This window comes from Bradyrhizobium sp. ARR65, from assembly GCF_000472385.1.
Taxonomy (GTDB): Bacteria; Pseudomonadota; Alphaproteobacteria; order Rhizobiales; family Xanthobacteraceae; genus Bradyrhizobium.
Genome location: NZ_AWZU01000044.1, coordinates 17,792 through 37,327, shown reverse-complemented (window position 1 = coordinate 37,327; position 19,536 = coordinate 17,792). Strand labels below are relative to the sequence as shown.

The following is a 19,536-nucleotide window of genomic DNA, read 5'->3' as shown; positions in this document are numbered from 1 at the left end:
CGATTGGAGCTTCGGCCGCCAACGTGGCCTCTCATCAGGCGGCCGGTAGCCCTTGGCCGCCCAGGTCGATCACCTTGTCCGATTCGGCGATAACGGTTCGCCGATGTGTAATGGCGAGCACTGTCACGTCGCGGGCGAGCAGGCGGATATGTACCATGATATCGCGCTCGGTGGCCTCATCGAGCGCCGAGCTCGCCTCGTCGAGGAAAAGGATCGCCGGATCGCCATATAGGGCTCGGGCGATGGCAATGCGCTGACGCTCGCCGCCCGACAGCTTCAGGCCGCGCTCGCCAACTGTCGTCTCGAAGCCGTCGGGCAGTGCCTCAATGAACGGCAGAATCGCCGCTTTCTCGGCGGCACGGCGTAGCCGCACTTCGTCCCGCGGCCGGCCGAGCAGAATGTTGTCGGCGAGGCTCTCATTGAGCAGCACGACATCCTGCGGCACGACCGCAACCGCGGCGTACCAGTGGGCGCGATCGATGCCGCCGAGATCGATCCCGTCGACGAGGATGCGGCCGGAATTCGGTTCGATCGATTTCAGAGCGAGCTTGAAAACAGTCGACTTGCCGGACCCGGTCTCGCCAACAAGGAAGGTTATCGTGCCGCGTTCGGCCACGAAGGAGATGCCCGTCACGCCGCGGCCATTGCTGTATGCGTACCCGACGTTCTCGAAGGCGATCCTCCCCTCGCGCGGAAGGAAAGTCTTCGCATGCGAGACCTGTCGCTCCTCCGGCGCCGCCCACATGGTCGCCAACGGAACGAGGGCGGCGCGCGAGCGCACGACATCGTCGATGGCTTGAGCAATCATCTCGAACGGCATGTTAAGCTGCAGCAGCAGCGTGTTGAACAGCACAATGTCGCCTATCGTCAGTGCACCGGCCTGATAGCGCGACGAGAGCAGCAGGAAGGTGACCGCGAATTGGACGGTGAGGCCAAGCCCGAGCAGGGCGATGTAGCCCACGCGCCGCAACACATAGGCACGCCAGTTGTCCCGCACCTCCCCGGCTTTCGCTGTGAAGCGCCGGCTGAGCCAATCGTGGCTGCCGAAATGCCTGAGCGTCTCCATGGCGTTCATGGCGTTGCCGATGAAGCGTGCATTCTCCTGACTGGCTTCGACGGCCTTATCAAGAAAGACCCGCGCTCGCCGCGTCGCGATCAGCGTGAGCGTAACGGCGCAGACGCCGTAAACGAGAACGATCGCAGCGATTTCGATGTTGATCAGTGCGCCAAGTGTAACGAGGGTGAGCATGATCCGCGTCGCGCCCGGAATGAACACGATGAGCCCGAGCTGCACCAAGGTCGTCAGTGCGCCGCGCCCGCGGGCGCTGGCGTTCTGGATTTCCGCCGGATTGTGTTCGACGAAGAAAGCGGCGGTCTTCCTCAAGATGCGCTCAAAGAACCGTGTGGCGGCGATGAACCCGAGATTCTCCGCGCTCATAAACGACAGGTACTGCACCATGTGCTGGAGCGCCGAGGCGATGCCAACCAGGACGGCATAGAACACGAAGCCCCACGCCAGCGCCGTGATCCCGCCCTCTCCTGGCAACCGGTCGATGAGACGTGAGAACAGATAGGGCCCGGCGACACTGGTCACACTCGAGAGCACGACGACCAAGGCGACCAGGAGCAGCATTCATCGGTCGGACTTCCAATAGGCGTGGAGGATTTCGGAAATCGGAGCAAAGACGGCGGGCTTGGTCATGCGTAAGGCGAACTCGACGTATCGCGGATACCATCATCTACCGAGGCAACACGGCAGTGATTTGTCGGAAGTGCCCGACCTGCTGGGCAAAATACGCTCTGTATCTCCGCTCCTCCAGCCCTGGTCGGAGATAAGCCTGTGGCAGTGGTGACCATCGTCCTCCAATCAGGAACGCAACCGCACGTCGGACGTTAACGCGGTGTTTTGACTGACGATATTCGCACAAAAAGACTGATCGCTCGCCATTTGGCGATAGCCTGACGTTTCCGAGCAATGCTGGGATCGAGAACCGATGGGAAGCATGGTCCTGCTCGACTTGATGGGCGGCGTGGCGCTGCTGCTGTGGGGACTGCACATGGTCCACAGCGGGATTGTTCGTGCCTTCGGGTCTGACCTGCGGCGCTTTCTCGGGACAGCCCTGCGTAACCGATTTCTGGCCTTTCTAGGCGGCCTCGCTGTTACGGCGCTCCTGCAAAGCAGCACGGCGACCGGCCTGATGACCTCGTCGTTCGTCACCGGCGGCGCGGTCGATCTTGCTCCCGCGCTGGCCATCATGCTGGGAGCAAACGTTGGCACGACGCTCATCGTTCAAGCTCTATCATTCAATGTCACGGCGGTAGCACCGTTGCTGTTTGTGGTCGGCGTGATCGCATTCAAGCGAGGCGGCCAGACCCGCACGCGCGATCTCGGCCGGGTTGCCATCGGCATAGGGCTAATGCTGTTGTCGTTGCATATCCTGCTCGACACGCTTGCGCCGGCCGAGGATGCGCCCGTGGTTCGAACGCTTCTCGCGGCGATCACTGGCGACTCTATGCTGTGCGTTCTGATGGCCGCTGTGCTGACCTGGATCGCCCATTCGAGCGTCACGGTCGTGTTGCTGATCATGTCGCTGGCCTATTCGGGCTTCATTACGCCTGTGGCGGCGCTGGCCTTGACGCTCGGTGCAAACCTCGGAAGTGCCATCAACCCGGTTATCGAAGGCAGCAACAGCAGCAACCCGGCCAGCCGCCGGCTGCCGTTGGGCAACCTTCTCAACCGCTTGGTCGGTTGTGCCTTGGTGCTGCCGTTCCTGCATCCGATCGCCGAGGCGCTTGGCCGCTTCGAGCCCAATCCCTCGCGCATGACCGCGGACTTCCACACCGCGTTCAGTCTGGCGCTGGCGATCCTCTTCATTCTTCCGCTTGGCTGGTTGGCTTCGCTGCTGACCAAATTCCTGCCCGAACGTGCGAAGCCCAACAATCCCGCGTCACCGCTCTATCTTGATGAGGCGGCGCTCGGTACGCCGTCGGTTGCGCTCGCCTGCGCGGAGCGCGAGGTTCTTCATCTGGGTGACATCGTCGAGACCATGCTACGTCAGGCCATGACGGCGCTGATGACCGACGATCGCCGCCTTGTCGCCGAGGTCAGCCGGATGGACAACGCGGTCGACAAGCTCGACGAGGCGGTGAAGCTTTACGTGACGCAGCTCACACGAGAGAGTCTGGACGAACGCGACGGTCACCGTGCAATGGAGATCATCGCCTTCTCCATCAACCTGGAGCACATCGGCGATATCATCGACAAGAATCTGATGGAGCTCGCCCAGAAGAAGATCAAGCGGAAGCTTGCCTTCTCAAAACAGGGCGCTGCGGAGCTGGAGGCCTTCCACCAGGAAGTGATGAGTAACCTCAAGCTCGCGTTCAGTGTCTTCATGTCCGGTGATGTGAAGATCGCCCGGCAGCTCATTGCGGAGAAGGCGACTTTGCGCACGGCAGAGTTGGCTGCCGCCGAGAGTCACCTGGAGCGACTGCGCGAGCGTCGCCCCGAGAGCATCGAGTCGAGTTCGTTGCATCTCGATGTGCTGCGTGACCTCAAACGCATCCACTCGCACATCTGCTCGGTCGCTTATCCGGTGCTGGAGCGAGCGGGCGCGCTACGGCCGAGCCGTCTGAGGGTCGTCGAGCCCGACCAAGGCGCAACCGACGACAAGGACGCGGCCTCGGCAGGTTGACGAGCCAGGAAGCGCCTGAAGGGGAAGAGACTGTGCGCCGAGGCCGAAATCACGCCTTCGATGACTGCCGGCCGGTCAGGATGATGAAATAGAGGTTGCGTATATAGACGAGCAGTCCGAGCGCCTGGCCAGCGATGAAGACGGGATCGCGACGGTAGAGTGCATAGACTAACAGCAATACGCCGCCGCCGATCGAGAAGAACCAGAATGCGACCGGAATCACGCTGGCGCGCGCACGCTCCGAGGCGATCCACTGCACCACGAAGCGCATGGTGAAGAAGGCCTGCGCCACGAAGCCCAGCACGACCCAGGCGTCGAATTTGATGACAAAGACGTCGTGAAGGTAGTTGATCAGGGCACTCATGTCGACGTCACCTCGGTCACCACAGGAGTCGGCTTCTTGCGCCGGATCAGCCACCATACGCCCAAGAGATCCATGATCCCGATCCAGAGCCGGTCGAAGAAGCCATAGTTCGACACGCCCGACCGGCGGGGCCGATCGACCACGTCCACATAGGCGATGTCATAGCCCTCACGCCGTACCAGCGCGGGGAGAAAGCGGTGCAGCCCGTCGAAATAGGGCATCATCAAGAACACCTCGCGCCGGAATGCCTTGAGCCCGCAGCCGGTATCACGCGTACCGTCGTTCAGGATTGCGCTGCGAATGGCGTTGGCCGCGCGCGACTGAAGCCTCTTGAAGCCCGTGTCCTTGCGCCCCACCCGCTGACCCGCTGCGAGCCCAACCCCCACCCCGCCCTTTTCGATCGCCCCGATCAAGTCCGGCAGGAATGCCGGATCGTTCTGGCCGTCGCCGTCCAGCGTCGCCACGATGGCGCCGCGCGCGGCCCGCACACCGCTGCGCACAGCAGCCGATTGGCCTGACGACACCCCATGCTTGAGCTGCCGCAGGTTTGGCCACCGCTTCATGGCAGCGGCGAGCCGCTCAGCCGTTGCATCCGTCGAGCCATCGTTGACGTAGATGATCTCATAGGCCCAGCGGCCCTCGAGCGCCGCCGAGATTTCCTCGATCAGCGGAACGATGTTTTCGGCCTCATTACGGACGGGAACGACGATAGAAACCGCCAAGGCTCCGTCAGAAACCGGTTTGTCGGAAGAAGGCAAAATCGACGCTCGTCAGATGAGATGGCCAGCCGCACGAAAGCGCAGGGTTCCCGGACACCTGCTGCGCCCGCTTCTTATGGGGCGGAAGCGGCGCGAGCAACCCTTTTAGAACGTGATCCGGGGAACTCCGGGACCCCTTCCCCAAACGGATCAAATCCAGGCAAAAGGCTTAAATCGGGACGATTTTGCCGTCGGAACGAATGGCGAAGCCGAGACGGCGTGCGGCAAACCAGTAGCGCACGGCCATGGCGCCGGCGATTCCAACGATGGCACCGCCAACCACGTCGCTCGGATGATGCGCCAGCAGCACCAGACGGGTCCCGGCAATGACAACGGCGTAAGCGTACATCACAATGCGAGCCCGCGGCCAGACCGCGCCGATCGCAAAGGCCAGCGCGAAGGCGGTCACCGCGTGTGAGGAAGGAAGGCTGAAGTAGGCCTCGGTTCCGGCAAACGGCATGAAATTGAAGGCATTCGCCTTCCCGCCCACGAAAGGTCGGCCGCGACCGATCGCGTATTTGAGGATCTCGGAAAGCAGATCCGAACACGCCACTGCCAGCAGCACATATTGCACCCGTGTGCCCAGGCGCAAAAACCTGGCGCGTGAGGCCCCATGCAAGGCGGGTGCAAGCAATGCGATCACCGCGAGCGCCGCCAGCAAGGTCCATAGCACATAGCTGTCCTTGCCGAAGTCGGTGAGAATTCGCACCGGCCAAAGCGATGGCGTTCCGCGCGACGGCATCAACGTGATCTCGGTCGCGTCAAAGGAGATCATGAGGACAACGAGGAGCGCGCCGCCAATTGCCGTGAGCAGCAGGAGCTGACGCCCGAGATGCCGCGCGGCCGCGCCTCGCCGCGCGTGCGAGGGAGCACGCACGAGCTGCGCAACCGACGAACGCGAGAGCGCAAAGAGCTGGACAAAATAGTTCTGGGATTCGCCGCCGAGCACCGAGATGGACATTATTCCGTGCCTTCGGAGCGGAAGATTGCGATCGAAACTGACCTGCCTTGCGAGATGTTATAGCCTTCGATCCGGTTCGCCACGTTGTAGCGTAGTCCGATCGCTTCGGCCCGCTGCGCAAAACTGCGCTCGGAACGCGTTTCCACCAGCGCGAAGCGGCAGCTCCCCTGGTTCAGGAAATCCGCCGCGCCCGATCCGTCGGTCAGCAGCGTCGAGGTGCCGGTCATGAAGACGAGACTCGGCTCGTGGAAGCCCGCTGAGGCGGCCTTCGGTCCGACGCAACGAACGTTGCGCAACGCGCGTGCGATCTCGGCGCTCGGAAACAGCGGTGTCAAGGACGGCAACACCACGCCGTAGATGGCAAAGGCCAGAAACAACGCCGCAACCACCGCATTCAAAAGCGAGCGCTCGGCCCGGCTATCGTCGTAAAGCCACCAGGCGAACAGGCCGAAGATCAATGCCGCCGCCACGAATGGCCAGGCCAGGAATGCCGGTTGCCGGGTCAGCGCGATCGCCCCGACCACGGCCATCAACGAGGCCAGCGCCGGAATCGCGAACCACCAGGCCGATCCGCGCATCAGCCAGGACCGCGAGAGCACGCGCCGCTCAACCGCGCCGGCGGTCAGGATCGCGATGGCCGGGTAAAGCGGCAGCACATAATGCGGCAGCTTGGTCAGCACCGCCTCGAACACGATCCAGGATGGCACCAGCCATGCCAGGAGGTATTGCGCGCCAGGCTCGCGCCGTGCCCGCCAGACCGCAGGCGCCGCCATCGCAGCGAGCGGTGCGCCTGGCCAGAACGTCACCCAGAACAGCAGCAGATAGAGCCCCGGCGGCAGGCCGTGGGATTCCTGCGCGCCGAGCTTGCTCAACATGTCGCCGCCGACGGAGTCGGCGAAGAACGCATCGCCCGCGCGCCAGAAGATCGCGACGAACCAGGGCAGCACGAGGACCAGCATCCACATCAGGCCCCAGACGGGGCGCAGCAGCCGCAGCCAGGCGATGCTGCGATCGAGAAATGCGAGCGTGACGATGGTCAGGCCCGCGAACAACAGGATCAGCGGACCCTTGATCAGGATGCCACCCGCCAGCGCAGTCCAGAAAATCGCGGGCCAACTCCAGGGCGGATGCGCGGGGTCTTCGCCGCGCTGCCAGCACAGATAGGCGCGCGCCATCGCGCCCATCGCCGCAACGACGGTGAGCAGCAGCATCGCATCCGTCTTGGCAAGCCGCGCTTCGACGCCGAGCAGGACCGAACCGCACATCAGGAGCGCCGCGAGCACGGCTCCACGCCGCGTCACGAAGGCGAGCGCCGTCCAGTAAGTCAGCAGCACGGCGCCGATCGCTCCGATCAGCGACGGAATCCGATAGACCCAAATGCGCAGCTCCGCGCGCGGCAGGCCGAGGGCGGAGGCGGTCTGGACGGCGGCCGCCTGCATCCAGTAGATGCCAACTGGCTTCTTGTAGCGCACGTCTTCCTGGAAGCGGATATCGACGAAGTCGCCGCTTTCGACCATTTGCTTGGTCGCTTGCGCAAAGCGCGGCTCGTCGCGATCGACCGGCGGGATGTTGAAAAAACCCGGCAGGAAGAACAACAGCCCGCAAAGCAGCAGAAAACTCACCGCGCGCGTGTGGCTGCCGGTGACGAAATCGATCATGCGGGCGAGCCGGCTCCCTGGATTGACCAGGTTTTTGGGCTCACGCGAGGCGCCAAATCGGGGGCGGGCATAAGTGTCGGCCATGGGGTTCCGCATACGCCGAAACCGCTATCCCCACAACCGCTTAAGGCGGAGCTATTGGATTCTCACGACGACTGTGTCGGCCGCGCCAGTCGCATCGATCACGGTCAGCCGCGCAAATCCCGGTCCCGGCGGATCGATCAGGCGCTGCCTGCGGCCGTCGATCTCGCCGGCGGCCCTGCCGTTGACCAGCATGGTGATCGGCAGCACGCCCCCGGAAACCCTCACCGGCATCGCGGCGGCCTCCGGGCCGTCCGCACGGTCCACGTCAATCCGGGAACCGTCCAGCGGGAACTGGATGTGCAGCGCCTGTCCGCCGCCGGCGCGCACCAGTTCCCCGAGTGGCCGGAACCGCCGCAACGGCAGCGGCAATTTCGTATTGCTCGCGACCAGAGCACCCTTCGGCGGCTTTGGCAGAGGGGTTGGCAGTTTTCCGCTGCGCGCAAAAGCGTCGAACAGGATCGGCGCGGCCGCATTGCGTCCGATCAGGCCGGGGACCGGGGCACCATCGGGGCGGCCGACCCAGACGCCGATCGTCATGCGGCCGTCGAACCCGATGGACCAGGCATCGCGATAGCCGTAGCTGGTTCCTGTCTTGAACGCGATGCGGTTATGGGGCGCATTTTCAGGTGGCGGCGTGCCCAACAGAACGTTGCCGACCTGCCAAGCGGCCACGCGATCCATCAGCCGCAGCGGCTCGCGAGCATCGTCCTTGACGCCGAGGATCTCGCGGAGCGGCCTTGTGGTTCCAAGCCGCGGCAGGCCAGCATAAAGCAGCGCAAGATCCTGCAAGGTGACGCCAACACCACCCAGCCCCATCGCGAGCCCCGGCGCCTCGTCCTTCGGCAGCACCAGATTGCCGCCGGCCTGCCGCAAGCGCGACGCCAGCCGGCTCGCGCCGACGCGGTCGAGCAGCGCAATCGCCGGCACGTTCAGCGACAATTGCAGCGCTTTGCGCACGGGTACCGTGCCCTGATAGGTCAGATCGAAATTCTCCGGCGCATAGGAGCCGAAGCGGATCGGACGGTCGTCGATCAGGCTCTCGGGATGAACAAAGCCATCCTCGAAAGCGAGGCCATAGATGAAGGGCTTGAGCGTCGAGCCGGGCGAGCGCACTGCGCGCGTCATGTCGACCTGCCCTGCCCGCTTCTCGTCGAAATAATCCGCCGAGCCGACGCGGGCAAGCACATCGCCGCTCTCGTTATCGACAGCGATGATAGCCACCGAAATGTTCGGTCCCAGCGCTGCAGCGCGATCGCGCGCGAGCGGCTCGAGCACCCTCTGCAAATTATAGTCCAGCGTCAGCTTGATGATCGGCGCATCCTTCATGATCGCGACCGCCTGATCGGCGGAATGCGGCGCCAGGATCGGCATCGGCTTGCGCAGCTTCGGCACCGGCACCGCCTTGGCCTGCGCCGCTTCGTCGCTGCTGATGCGATGCTCCTCCACCATGCGGTCGAGCACGCGATCGCGTCCCTCGCGCGCGGCGTCCGGATAACGATCGAGACGCCGCCGCTCCGGCGATTGCGGCAGCGCGACCAGCAATGCGGCCTCCGACAGCGACAGCCGCTTCGGCTCCTTGCCGAAATACGCAATGGAAGCGGCGCGAATGCCTTCGAGATTGCCCCCATAGGGCGCAAGCGCAAGATAGAGGTCGAGGATCTGGTCCTTCGTGAGCGCGTGCTCGAGCTCGAGCGCGCGCACAATCTGGTGCAGCTTGGCGTAAAGTGATCGCTCGCGCCGCGGCTCCATCAACCGCGCGAGCTGCATGGTGATGGTCGAACCGCCCGAGACGATGTGACCGCGAGTCACAAGCTGAAACGCCGCGCGCGCCAGCGCCAGCGGGTCGACGCCGTCGTGGGTACGAAAACGCTGGTCTTCATAGGCAAGCAGCAGGTTGAGATAGGTCGGATCGACGTCCCTTTTCGCATCGACCGGCAGCCGCCAGCGACCATCCGCCATCGCATAGGCGCGCAGGAGCTTGCCGTTGCGATCGACGATGGTGGTGGAGACCAGGCGTGCCTTGTCGAGCGGCAACGGGCCGAGCGAGATAACCCAGGCGGTGAAGGCGCTGGCGATGACAACAAGGAAAACAGCGAAGACGGCTGCTACGCGCCTCACACTTCGCCCAAGAATTCCGTCATGGCCGGGCTTGTCCCGCCTGCGGGGCCGAAGCCCCTTCGGCGAGGCGAGGGCCCGGCCATCCACGTCTTTCCCGCTTGCGGCAACTAGTGTGGATGCGCGGGACAAGCCCGGGCATGACGGCTGGACGTGAGGCGCCATCACGTCAGCCCTTTCACCGCCGCTCGTCTCAGCACCACTCATTTCGCGGCCCGCACCTCCATGCTGCCGGTGCCGGTGCGGCCGTAGCGCGAGGGGTTGTACATGTCCTCGACATAGGCCTGCGGCAGCACGTATTTGCCTGGCGAGACCGCGCGCACCACATAGGCGAGCGTGAATACCGATTTGGCGTCGCTGGCACGGTCGACCGCCGCGGTGAAGCGGTCATCGCGGAATTCAGTGTCTGCCGCGTCGACACCGTCCTCGATCCAGTCCAGCGTGCCGCTGTCGCCGGAGGAGACCAGATGCGGATTGTCGATCTCGAGCCCAGCCGGGAGATAATCGGAGACGATGATATGGCCGTATTCCGGCTTCGGCTCGGTGATCTTCAACACCACGGCGAAACGGTCGTTCTGCTTGGCCTTGCTCACATCGGCCGGCTTGCCGTCGAGCGTGTAGTAATTGCGCTCGATCGCAAAACCATTCGACGCCGCGGGCTCCGGTACGGCGGGAGCGCCTGACACGGAGACCACCACCTGCACCGGCGCATCGCCCGTGTTGGTAAGCTTGAGCGGCTGGTTCGCCATCTCATCCGCCTTGTAGCTGCGGAAGAGCGCGGTCTTGACCGCCTCGCCGTTGAGGTCGAGCGCCAGCGTCTCCTTGGCCAATGCGCGGGCAGCCAGCACCATCCAGGCATTCTCCTGCGTCGAAGTGTACGGCGTCAGTCCCCGCGCGGCCTCGACACGGGCGACGGCCTGGGTGATCGTCGCCTTCGGCGCGTTGCCTTCGGCTGCAAGCGAGATCAGCGCGGCGGCGTCGCGCAGCGCCGAGCCGTAATCGGTGCGACCGAATTCCAGCACCGGTTTCGGATTGAGGCTGTCGAGCACGGCGGCATAGACCCGCTCCGCGCGGTTGCGGTCGCCGACCAGCGCCAGCGCCGCCGCGAGCTGCGCCTTGGCGATCGGCGTCGCCAGATTGCTCAGCTTGGTGTCGGCGAGATACCGTAAGTCCCCGATCGGCGCCGCGCCGTTACGCGCGAGCACATAGAGGCCGTAGGCGAGATCGCGCCCGCCGTCCTTGTCCGGCTCGTTGGCGTTCACGACCGAGTTTCGGATGCGGTCGAGCGCGTTCTTGAACAGCACGTCCGGCACCGCAAAGCCCTTTTCGCGGGCGCGGGTCAGGAAATCCGTGACATAGGCATCGAGCCAGGCGTCGTCGCCGCCGGCCGACCACAGGCCGAACGAGCCGTTGGAGCCCTGGCGCGCGAGCAAGCGGTCGATTGCATCTCTGATACGCTGGTCGATATCGGTGTCCATCGCCAGATGCGCGCCGGCCGCAAGCTCGTTGACATAGAGCAGCGGCATGGCGCGGCTGGTGATCTGCTCCGAGCAGCCATAGGGATAGCGGTCCAACGCCTGCAGGATGGTTGCGGCATCGAGCGCCGTCGACAGGCTCGCCGACAGCGACACGCTGCCGGTGCCCGACACGAGATCGGAGAACATGTCCGACGTCAGCGTCAGGCTTTCGCCCTTCGCCAGCGTCCTGATTGAGCGGCGCGCCAGGATTTGCGTGGCGGGCTTGACGTCGAGCGCATAGTGCCGCGCCAGGGCAAGCCCGTTCGGCCCCTGGATGGCGACATCGATCTGCGCCGTGCCAGCGCCGCCGCCGTCGAGCGACAGCGTCGTCGAGCTGCGCTGCTTGGCCGCGAGATGCAGCGTCGTCGCCGGATTGCCGGCGACCTTTACCGGCCCCGCCGTCCTCACGTTGATGACATAGTCGCCGGGCGCACCCTCGACATTGTCGAGATCGAAGCCGATCGTGCCGTGATCGCCGTTGAGGAGGAAGCGCGGCAAGGTTGCGGTGAGCACCACGGGATCACGCACCGTGACATCGAGGCTGGCGCGGCCGAGCTTGGTGGCGCTCCACGCCACCGCCATCACCCGCGCGGTGCCGGCGAAGTCCGGAATGTCGAAGCTGATCTCGGCAGTGCCGTCGGCGGCGACCGTGACAATGCCGGAATAGAGCGCCAGCGGCTTCTGCGTCGGCGGCGAGCCCTGCAGCTCGGCGGCGCCGGCATCGCCGCCAGACCTGATCTGGCCGCGCGCGCCCTGCATGCCGTCGATCAATTGGCCGTAGAGATCGCGGATCTCCGCGGTCAGACGGCGCTGGCCGAGATAATAATCGTCCGGCGCCGGCGGCTTGTAATTGGTCAGGTTGAGAATGCCGACGTCGACCGCGGCAACGACCACCTTGGCGTCTTCGCCGGGATTGAGTCCAGTCAGCTTCACGGGAATCTTCAGCGTCGAGTTCGGACGCACCAGTGATGGCGGCGACAAATTGATCGCGAACGTGCGCGCCGTCTTGTCGATGCCGAACCACTTCAAGCCGATAGCGCGGCCCGGCATGCGCTGTGCCGCCGCATCCAGCGGCCGCCGCAAGGTCGTCAGCACATAGGCGCCGGTGCCCCAGTCCTTGCCGACGGGAATCCTGACCTGCGTGGTGCCTTCCTTGACGTCGAGGGTCTGCGTCGTCAGAAGCCGGTCGCCGAGCACATTGACGGTCAGCTTGCCGACCGTGCGCGCGTTCACCGCGACGACCATGGTGTCCCCGGACTGATAGTCCGGCTTGTCGATCGAGGTCTCCAACAGATCCGGCGTGTCGGCGCTGCCGTCGGAATACCAGCCGACGTCGAACTGCACCGAGGTGATCGGCCCATCCGCCTCGCTCGATTTCACGTCCAGCCGGTAGCGGCCCGGTTGCGGCGTGAAGCTGATGCGTGTCGGTTTGTCGGCTGCAATGGCGAGATCGCCGTCGGCAACGCGGCTGGTCGATTTGATCGGCTCGTAATCCCAATAGGAGTTCTGGCGGTACCACTGCCAGCGCGATTCAATCTTCAACAGTTCATAGTGCAGGCCGTCGCGCGGCAACGTCTTGCCCTCGGGCGAAACGAAGACGACATCAAAATCCGCCTTATCGCCTTCGGCGACGTTGCGATCGCCGAACAGCGGCTTGACGCCGATCTGCGCCGTGGTCGGCGCAACGGGGAGCACAAGCTTGCGCTCGACGGCGCGGCCGCCGGTCTCCGCCATGCGAATGAAGACTTGCGCCTCCTGCGGTCGGGTCGAGGTCGGCGGTTTTGCCAGACTCACCGGGAAGCTCGCGACGCCGTTGGCATCGGATTCCGGCAGATCCTCGATCGGGGTTCGTTCGTTGGAGGTGGTCTCCTCGTCGGCGACGCCGAACTGATAGCCCGGAAAGCCGGGCCGCTCCGCGGCGGGCACGACCAGCATGTCGCCCTCGAGCTGCAGGTTGGATGCCGGCGCGCCATAGAGGAAATGTCCCTCGACCTTAAGCTCCGCCGGAGCATCCGCTTTGATCAGCTTGTCCTTGGACGTTAAGTCGAATTCCAGCCGCTCGGGGATGTAGTCCTCGACCATGAAGGTGGTCTCGCCGACCGAACTCCCCTTCGGATCGGTGAACGCGCGAACGCGCCAGGTGCCCGTCGGCACGGCCGAATTGAGCGGAACGGCGAACGTCCGGCCGCCAGCGCCCTGGTCGGCGAGCACGGCACGGCGAAATTCGACGCCATCGGGCCGCTCGATCACGAGGGTGAGCGGCGTGCCGGCGAGCGCATTGCCCTGTCCGTCGCGCAACAGCGCAGTCAGATAGACCGTCTCGTTGGAGCGGTAGACGCCGCGCTCGGCATAGACGAAGGCATCCGCGCCCGCGGGGACCGCCCGCCCCGCCACACCGCGGTCGGACAGATCGAACGGGTTGGACTTAAGGCTCAGGAAGGCGTAGTCGGCCTTTTCGCCCGCAACCGTCAGCAGCGCCGGCGACAACCCGCCCTCGCCGCGCGCAAAGCCCGCCTCGAACAGCACATGACCGGCGTCATCGGTCTTGCGGGTGGCGAGAATCTCGTTATTGCGCGTGATCAGCCGCACCTCGGCGCGCGCCACCGGCGCGGTGGATGCCAGCGAATTGACGAAGACATGAATGCCGTCATTGCCCGAGAAGGCGGTCACGCCGAGATCGGAGACGATGAACCACTGGGTCGCGAGCTGATTGTCCTCATCGCCGCTGGCACCTGGGCCCTTGGCCGCCGCGGTCATGACGTAGACACCCGGCTGCAGGTCGCCAAGCGCCTGGTCGACCGGGAATGCGGTCGTGACCTCCTGGTTGAGCGTCGTGGCCGTGCTCAGTTCGCCCGACCAGACCTTTTGTCCGCGCTGATCGCCGAGATCGGAAAGCTGATAGCGGCTGATTGGCCGCTGGAAATCGCTGTCGATCACGGTGTTGATCAGATTGCGATCGCCGATCCGGTAGACGTCGATCGCGGCCGCCGGCGTGTTGACGCTGACGAGCGGAATGCCGCGCTGGCCGGTGCGCGGCAGCACATAGGCGCGGCCGGTGAAGCGCACGAAGGGCTTGCGGTCGCGCACATAGACGTTGAACTCGGCCGACTTGGGCAACGTCTCCTTCACGGTCGAGGGCAGACCCGCGCGCAAGACGACATTGTAGCGCTCGCCGTGCTTGAGCCCCTCGACGCAAAGCTGCTTCTCTTCCGACGACAGCGCCGGCTTGTCGGTACCAGCCAGCGCGACGTATGGCGTGAAGTCGGTGCGCTTGGCGAGTTCTTCGGAGAACTGGAAACAGACCCGCGGCGAGGCCGAATCGGAATCGACGCTGTAATCCAAGAGCTTGAAGCCGTGCTCGTCGCGCAGCCTCTCATATTGACCGCGGACATCGGCAACCTCGCGGCTGTCAAGCGAGAGCCTGAGCGCGTCCAGCGCCGGCCGCCACAAATGCCGCTCCGCCAAGGCGCGGCCGAGCACGGCCAGGGCATCCGCCTCGTCCTGTGGATTGCCGGCGCGCTGATAGGCGACATAGGCCGCCGTCGAGGCGCGCTCGAGCAGGAATGTCTGCTCGCTGGAGTTTTTCGGCACGATCTGGAAAATGACCCGGGCGAGCCGCAGCCAGTTGCCGGCATCCTCCGGCGCGACGGCCGCGATCTGGCCGAGGATCTGCAGGCCCGAGCGGAAATCGTTGCGCCTGAAGGCGGCGTCCGCGTCGGTCCTCAAGCTAGCCGCGGACTTGCTGACCGGCCCCGCCTCCCCTTTGATCTGGGCCTCCAGCTTGATGGCGGAATCCGCGATATCGTCGCGCTTGAAGCTCTTGTCGGCGGCCAATGCAGAGACCAGGCAAAACGTCAGCGTGGCGCAAACCGCCGCGGCGCGAACCAAAGCGATCATGACGGAGCTCCATGGGCCCGCGGACCTGCGCCGCGCGGCCGAAAAAGAAGTGCGAAAAGGTGACGGACTGATGGCGGGGGAACTTGAATAGCAGAAAGTCGCAATCGACATAGAATAGCCAGGAACCTTGGCGCCCTCGAGATGGACGCAGATGCGGCGGACCGCTGGCGGCCAACCTCTTACCGCCTTTGTCGCCTCTTCATCGAAACCGGTTCGGAAAACTCTTTTCGGAATTGCGGATTTTTCATATTGGCAGTGTTATGAAAGTGGCCCGCCGTTTTGGCGGCGCCGCTTTTGAGACGGTCCCATAGCTCAACTGGATAGAGTAGCGGATTTCTACTCCGCGGGTTGCAGGTTCGAGTCCTGCTGGGATCGCCAAAGATCACCACCGCGGCCCCGATGCCTGGCCGGATCAGCGGAGCGTCAAACCGGGTAAAGGTGCGGCCAGCCGGGACTGCTTAGGATGCCAAACCGACGAGTTGGAAGACTGCGGGTCCGGCACAGTCGTGAGGCATCAACCGCGAGAGCGAATTCATAGACGATTCGTAGCCTGATAAGAGAATTGGCGGAGCTCGGAAGGCACCAAGCGTCATCAAGCCGCGCCCGCCATACTCCGTTGGCGCCGCCTGGTGGGTACGCTGCGTGTCTTGCTGTTCAGGTGACCGACAACCTTTGCGCCTCGCCAATTTTGCGCCCCAATCAATCCACCACAGACGGCGAACCCGCGGCAGACAACGGCGGATTACGCCGCCGCTAGGGCGTCTCGGCGGGCCTGCGAGGGATCATTCTCCCGTTGCAATCGGAACAAAATAGGAACATATAGACCAAACGACCGCCCGGGCCGTGCGGAGCCGGGCGAGATGGCAGCGGCAATAACGAGAATGACCGATAGAAAACTTGAACAAGAGCGGATTGAGCTCGCGAGAATGACGGCCGTGAGCGCTGCGACAGATGCCGGCCGCGCGGCGCGCCTGGCCCGCAAATCACTCGTGGTTGCGATGTTGGCGCTCATCGTGGCCGTCGTGGTGGCGCTGGTGCGGTGAAAGCACCTGCCTTTCAAGCCGTCCAGGACGCGCGGGCCTCGGTGGTTTGGCGCGCCAAGACGGCGGCGCGGTGACTGCGGCAGTCGCGCGCTCCCGCACGGCCGGAGCTCACATCGAAGGGCTGAGTGATCCGCAAGGTTTGAATATTTTGACCAAGTGCCCGTTCCAGCACTCATGGTGTTCTTGGGCAAAGGCAAGCAAGACCATGAAAATCAAGGACACTATGGTACATCCGACCGCAATATTTTTTATCAATGGCTGCCCCTCCAATGCGTAGCAGGCGACCGCGCGGCCAAGATGATGATCACCACGGCCGGCGGACGTCAATCGCCGCGAACTGCAAGAGATAGAAGGCACGTTTCAACGGTTTGGCAGCTCTGGGCAGGCGTATTCACTCGGTTCCCGATCTTGGCGAACGATTGCACCGCCGGCAAAAAGTACCCGGAACTCGATTTAAATTAAAATAGTTAAATTTTTAATCCTATATTTAATTTAAAATATTAATACCTGGGCAAAATGCAAGGAGAAATCAAATGAAGATCGGCTCTGGCATTTCCGCTGCACTTTTGGTCCTCACTCTGACCATGGTTGCGCCGCCCGCGAACGCTTGCAACGACCGTGGGAATTGCGCGAACGCGCCCGGCCATATCAAGGGAGCCCCAGGGCCAATAGCTGGCGCAGGCCTTCCGATCCTTGCAATTGGCTACGGGGTCTATTGGCTGATCAAGCGCCACCGTAAGCACGACTGATACTCAGACATGATCGACACTTAATAGTCATAGTCGGGGCAAGGCACCGCGACGCGGCTCTTTCGTGAAGCTGCACGCGACTGGCCGAGCGGCTTGAGGACGGCATTGGCCTCTCCGGTCGAAAAGCCGGAGAGAGCAGTGCTGCCGCGGGACCGCCTACGACTTCGCCTTTAGGATCCCGAGACTCGCCGGCCGCGGCCGGATCTTCAGTAACGTGAACGGCCCGCAGGGCGCGCTTTAATGCTGCGGGTGCATGAACGCCTGCATCTCCTCCAGGGTCAGTGTGCCATCCTTGTTGGCATCCATGGCCTTGAAGATTCGTTCGTGCGCCGCCTGAAACTCCTGCAGGGAGATGGTGCCGTCGCTATCGGTGTCGATCAGGGCGAACATGATGCGCAACATGATCGGGGGCGGCCCCATCATGCCGTGGCCCATCATACCGGCTCCCATCATACCCCGGCCCATCGTGTGTCCCCCCATCATGCCTCCCTGGCCTCCCATCGGACCGGCACCCTCCTGGCCCATTGGGTGCGATTGCACTTGTTGCTGATCTGGCGCGGGCATCATGCGGTCCTGTGCCATCGCACCGGACGCGCCAAATGCCAGAATGAGGGCAGGTATCGTGAGCAGAGGAACGACGCGCCTGTGCATTTGGAACCTCCTCAGAAGAACACAGCTTCCAGGCCCGATTAATTCCGCACGAATGATATTGATCCTAAAGCTTGTAATGCGCTGCCTGGATGCAAAAGAACGCGCCGCGGCTAACGAGGCGATTGTGTCGTCGATGTCAGGAGAGCAGACGGGGACTGGGACCAGTTGCCAGATCAAAAAGGGCCCGCCATTCGCGACGGGTCCAGTCCAGGGAGAAAGGCATGCAGGATAAGCTGATTCGCGGCAACGTTGTGTGACGTAGTTAACACACGCGGCCAAAATTTCACCGCGCTGCTCACTCCGAAACTCGTCCCGAGCGGCTAATCGTGCATCGCGCTCGCGCGCTCACTCGGACAGACGAAAGCCGGAGCGCGTTTTGCGCGCGCTCCGGCTTTCGCAGAACTTCAACGGCTAGTTCTGCTCAATAACACCAGCGCGGATCGGCCTGCACGTATTGGCCGTTCGGATAGCGGTAATAGCAATTGCCCTGCGCAAGATAGTAGCCGGGCCGTGACGCAGCGGTGGCGCCAGCGATCGCGCCGGTCGCGCCGCCGATGACGGCGCCGGCTGCCGCGCCCGAAGCGTGTCCGGTCAACAGCCCGCCCAGCACGCCACCGACAATTGCGCCGCCAAGGGCGCTCGCACCCGGATCCGGCGCTGGCGGCGGTGGAGGTGGCGGCGGGGGCGCATAGGCCGCAGTCGGCGGCGCATAAGCGTCGGGCGGCGGCGCATCCGCATAAACCACGTCGTCGGCATAGTCCTCGGAGATGTAAGTCGGCGGCCCGTCCATCCGCTCGGGGTAGTAGTACCAGACGCCGCCGACATCCCACCACCAGCCCATGCGGCCGTCGTGCATCTCATGGCGCCAGCGCCCGCCGTGCCAGTCGACGCGGCCACGATAGGCATGGCCGCCAAAGTCGCGCGCCACGACAGCACCGTGCGCGAAACGCGCATCGGCGGCCCTGCCCGGCCCACCACCGCCCGGACGCGCAGGATGGGCCTGCATAGCCGGCCTTCCCGGCGCGGCCTGATTGGCTGGCGGCTGGCCCGGGTTCCCGAATTTCGATTCCTGCGCCTGCGCCGGAACAGCCCATACAGCCATCAGCGAAATCAGCGGCAAGACCAATCTTGTTCGGCTGGACGCGTTCATGTCTCGCATTCCCCCTTTTATCAGAGCATGATCCGGAAGAGCGGATAGTGGCTTTCCGAACAAGTCATGCTCAATCCCTAGCGTGCCCCAGCTCTCAAACGTGAAGAGACGGGCACGCCTCCATTGCTGACAGCTTCTCGCGCGTTGTCTTGTTACAAATATGTAAGATCAAGACAATTTTGCGTCGTCGGTTGGCGGATTGCGCTTGGCGAATCCGCACTCAAGACCCTTATCGCGCGGGCTCGATCACGTTGCAATTGGTCCGGCCCGACATCACGCAATCCTGCAGCTTGCTGGCCGAGCTGAGCTCGCGCGCGAGCCAGAGGCCCACGCCGAGCAAGACAACGGCGATTACGAGCCCCACGATCGCGCCACGGCGATTGTCGCCTTGTTCAGGTTCAGCCATGCTCCGTTCGCAGCCTTCTGCCATCTTGCTCCGCGCCTAACATAAGGGCACGCGCTTTGGCGGCCAGCGCAATTGTGGTGGGTTCATGTCGACCGGTTCCCCAGGCAGAGCTCGCGCGAAACGGGCGGCAGGGGATGAAGGACATCGATGGTATCTGCTTTTGCGGTGCTCGGCGTGATCGTGCGGCTCCCCCTCTGGGTGCTTCGAAGGGGCTAAAGGCGACAAGCGAGATCCGGGCTGCCCAGTCCGGCCAGCGCCGCCGGACCGCCAGAACGTCAGGGGCTGGCCCCCCGCCCGGGGCGGCCGGACGCATCGGCGCCCAAGGTCCACCGGGGCCGGCCGCCGGCCTCTAGGCCAAGACGCCGGATGGCAATGCTTGCGGCTCGATCGGCTGCACCAACGAATGCGGCGCCGATGAAGTCATTGCTTCGGCGATCTGCTGCCGCGGCGAAGCATCAGCCAGGCGACGATCACCATCCAGGAGGTCTGGA

At 63.9% G+C, this 19,536-nt stretch carries 12 protein-coding genes and 1 tRNA gene; 3 read left to right on the top strand and 10 right to left on the bottom strand.

Annotated elements, in window-relative coordinates:
- Positions 1-34: 34 nt before the first annotated feature.
- Positions 35-1,633: an ABC transporter ATP-binding protein gene (locus tag F758_RS45120; protein ID WP_198026621.1), complete on the bottom strand. Its 1,599-nt coding sequence runs from the start codon at positions 1,631-1,633 to the stop codon at positions 35-37.
- Positions 1,634-1,994: 361 nt separating this feature from the next.
- Between F758_RS45120 and F758_RS0133290 the strand changes: the two genes are divergently transcribed.
- Entirely contained in the window at positions 1,995-3,692 is a 1,698-nt protein-coding gene (locus F758_RS0133290; RefSeq protein WP_024511936.1) for a Na/Pi cotransporter family protein, read from the top strand.
- Between the two features lie 49 nt (positions 3,693-3,741).
- On the opposite strand, the gene F758_RS0133285 is transcribed toward F758_RS0133290, so the two are convergent.
- From F758_RS0133285 to F758_RS0133260, 6 genes are all read right to left on the bottom strand, one after another.
- Complete coding sequence (locus tag F758_RS0133285) at positions 3,742-4,056, bottom strand: lipid-A-disaccharide synthase N-terminal domain-containing protein (RefSeq protein ID WP_024511935.1); 315 nt, start codon at positions 4,054-4,056, stop codon at positions 3,742-3,744.
- Positions 4,053-4,778 carry a glycosyltransferase family 2 protein gene (locus F758_RS0133280; RefSeq protein ID WP_035723985.1) on the bottom strand — a complete coding sequence of 242 codons (726 nt, stop codon included), beginning with the start codon at positions 4,776-4,778 and terminating at the stop codon, positions 4,053-4,055. Before F758_RS0133280 ends, F758_RS0133285 begins: the two co-directional genes overlap by 4 nt.
- A 205-nt stretch (positions 4,779-4,983) precedes the next feature.
- Complete coding sequence (locus F758_RS0133275; protein ID WP_024511933.1) at positions 4,984-5,775, bottom strand: phosphatase PAP2 family protein; 792 nt, start codon at positions 5,773-5,775, stop codon at positions 4,984-4,986.
- Positions 5,775-7,517, bottom strand: coding sequence for an ArnT family glycosyltransferase (locus F758_RS0133270; RefSeq protein WP_024511932.1), 1,743 nt, complete (start codon positions 7,515-7,517; stop codon positions 5,775-5,777). Before F758_RS0133270 ends, F758_RS0133275 begins: the two co-directional genes overlap by 1 nt.
- 51 nt (positions 7,518-7,568) lie before the next feature.
- Entirely contained in the window at positions 7,569-9,839 is a 2,271-nt protein-coding gene (gene pbpC, locus F758_RS0133265; protein ID WP_024511931.1) for a penicillin-binding protein 1C, read from the bottom strand.
- A complete protein-coding gene (locus F758_RS0133260; protein WP_024511930.1) occupies positions 9,836-15,046 on the bottom strand; it encodes an alpha-2-macroglobulin family protein in 5,211 nt (1,736 codons plus the stop codon). The genes pbpC and F758_RS0133260 overlap by 4 nt, the downstream gene beginning before the upstream one ends.
- Before the next feature lie 301 nt (positions 15,047-15,347).
- On the opposite strand from F758_RS0133260, the gene F758_RS0133255 reads away from it, so the two are divergent.
- Together F758_RS0133255 and F758_RS0133240 are read left to right on the top strand one after the other, a co-directional pair.
- A tRNA-Arg gene (locus tag F758_RS0133255) sits at positions 15,348-15,424 on the top strand.
- A gap of 1,198 nt (positions 15,425-16,622) precedes the next feature.
- The gene (locus F758_RS0133240) at positions 16,623-16,838 is read left to right on the top strand and encodes a hypothetical protein (protein WP_024511928.1); all 216 of its coding nucleotides are present in this window, start codon (positions 16,623-16,625) and stop codon (positions 16,836-16,838) included.
- A gap of 237 nt (positions 16,839-17,075) precedes the next feature.
- Here F758_RS0133240 and F758_RS0133235 read toward each other — a convergent pair whose 3' ends face one another.
- The 3 genes from F758_RS0133235 to F758_RS51075 all read right to left on the bottom strand — a co-directional run bounded on the left by F758_RS0133235 (position 17,076) and on the right by F758_RS51075 (position 19,069).
- A complete protein-coding gene (locus F758_RS0133235; RefSeq protein ID WP_024511927.1) occupies positions 17,076-17,489 on the bottom strand; it encodes an EF-hand domain-containing protein in 414 nt (137 codons plus the stop codon).
- A gap of 421 nt (positions 17,490-17,910) precedes the next feature.
- Positions 17,911-18,639 (bottom strand): hypothetical protein, encoded by a 729-nt coding sequence (locus tag F758_RS0133230; protein WP_024511926.1) that lies wholly within the window; start codon positions 18,637-18,639, stop codon positions 17,911-17,913.
- A 229-nt stretch (positions 18,640-18,868) separates the two neighbouring features.
- Positions 18,869-19,069 carry a hypothetical protein gene (locus tag F758_RS51075; protein ID WP_245286663.1) on the bottom strand — a complete coding sequence of 67 codons (201 nt, stop codon included), beginning with the start codon at positions 19,067-19,069 and terminating at the stop codon, positions 18,869-18,871.
- Positions 19,070-19,536 lie beyond the last annotated feature (467 nt).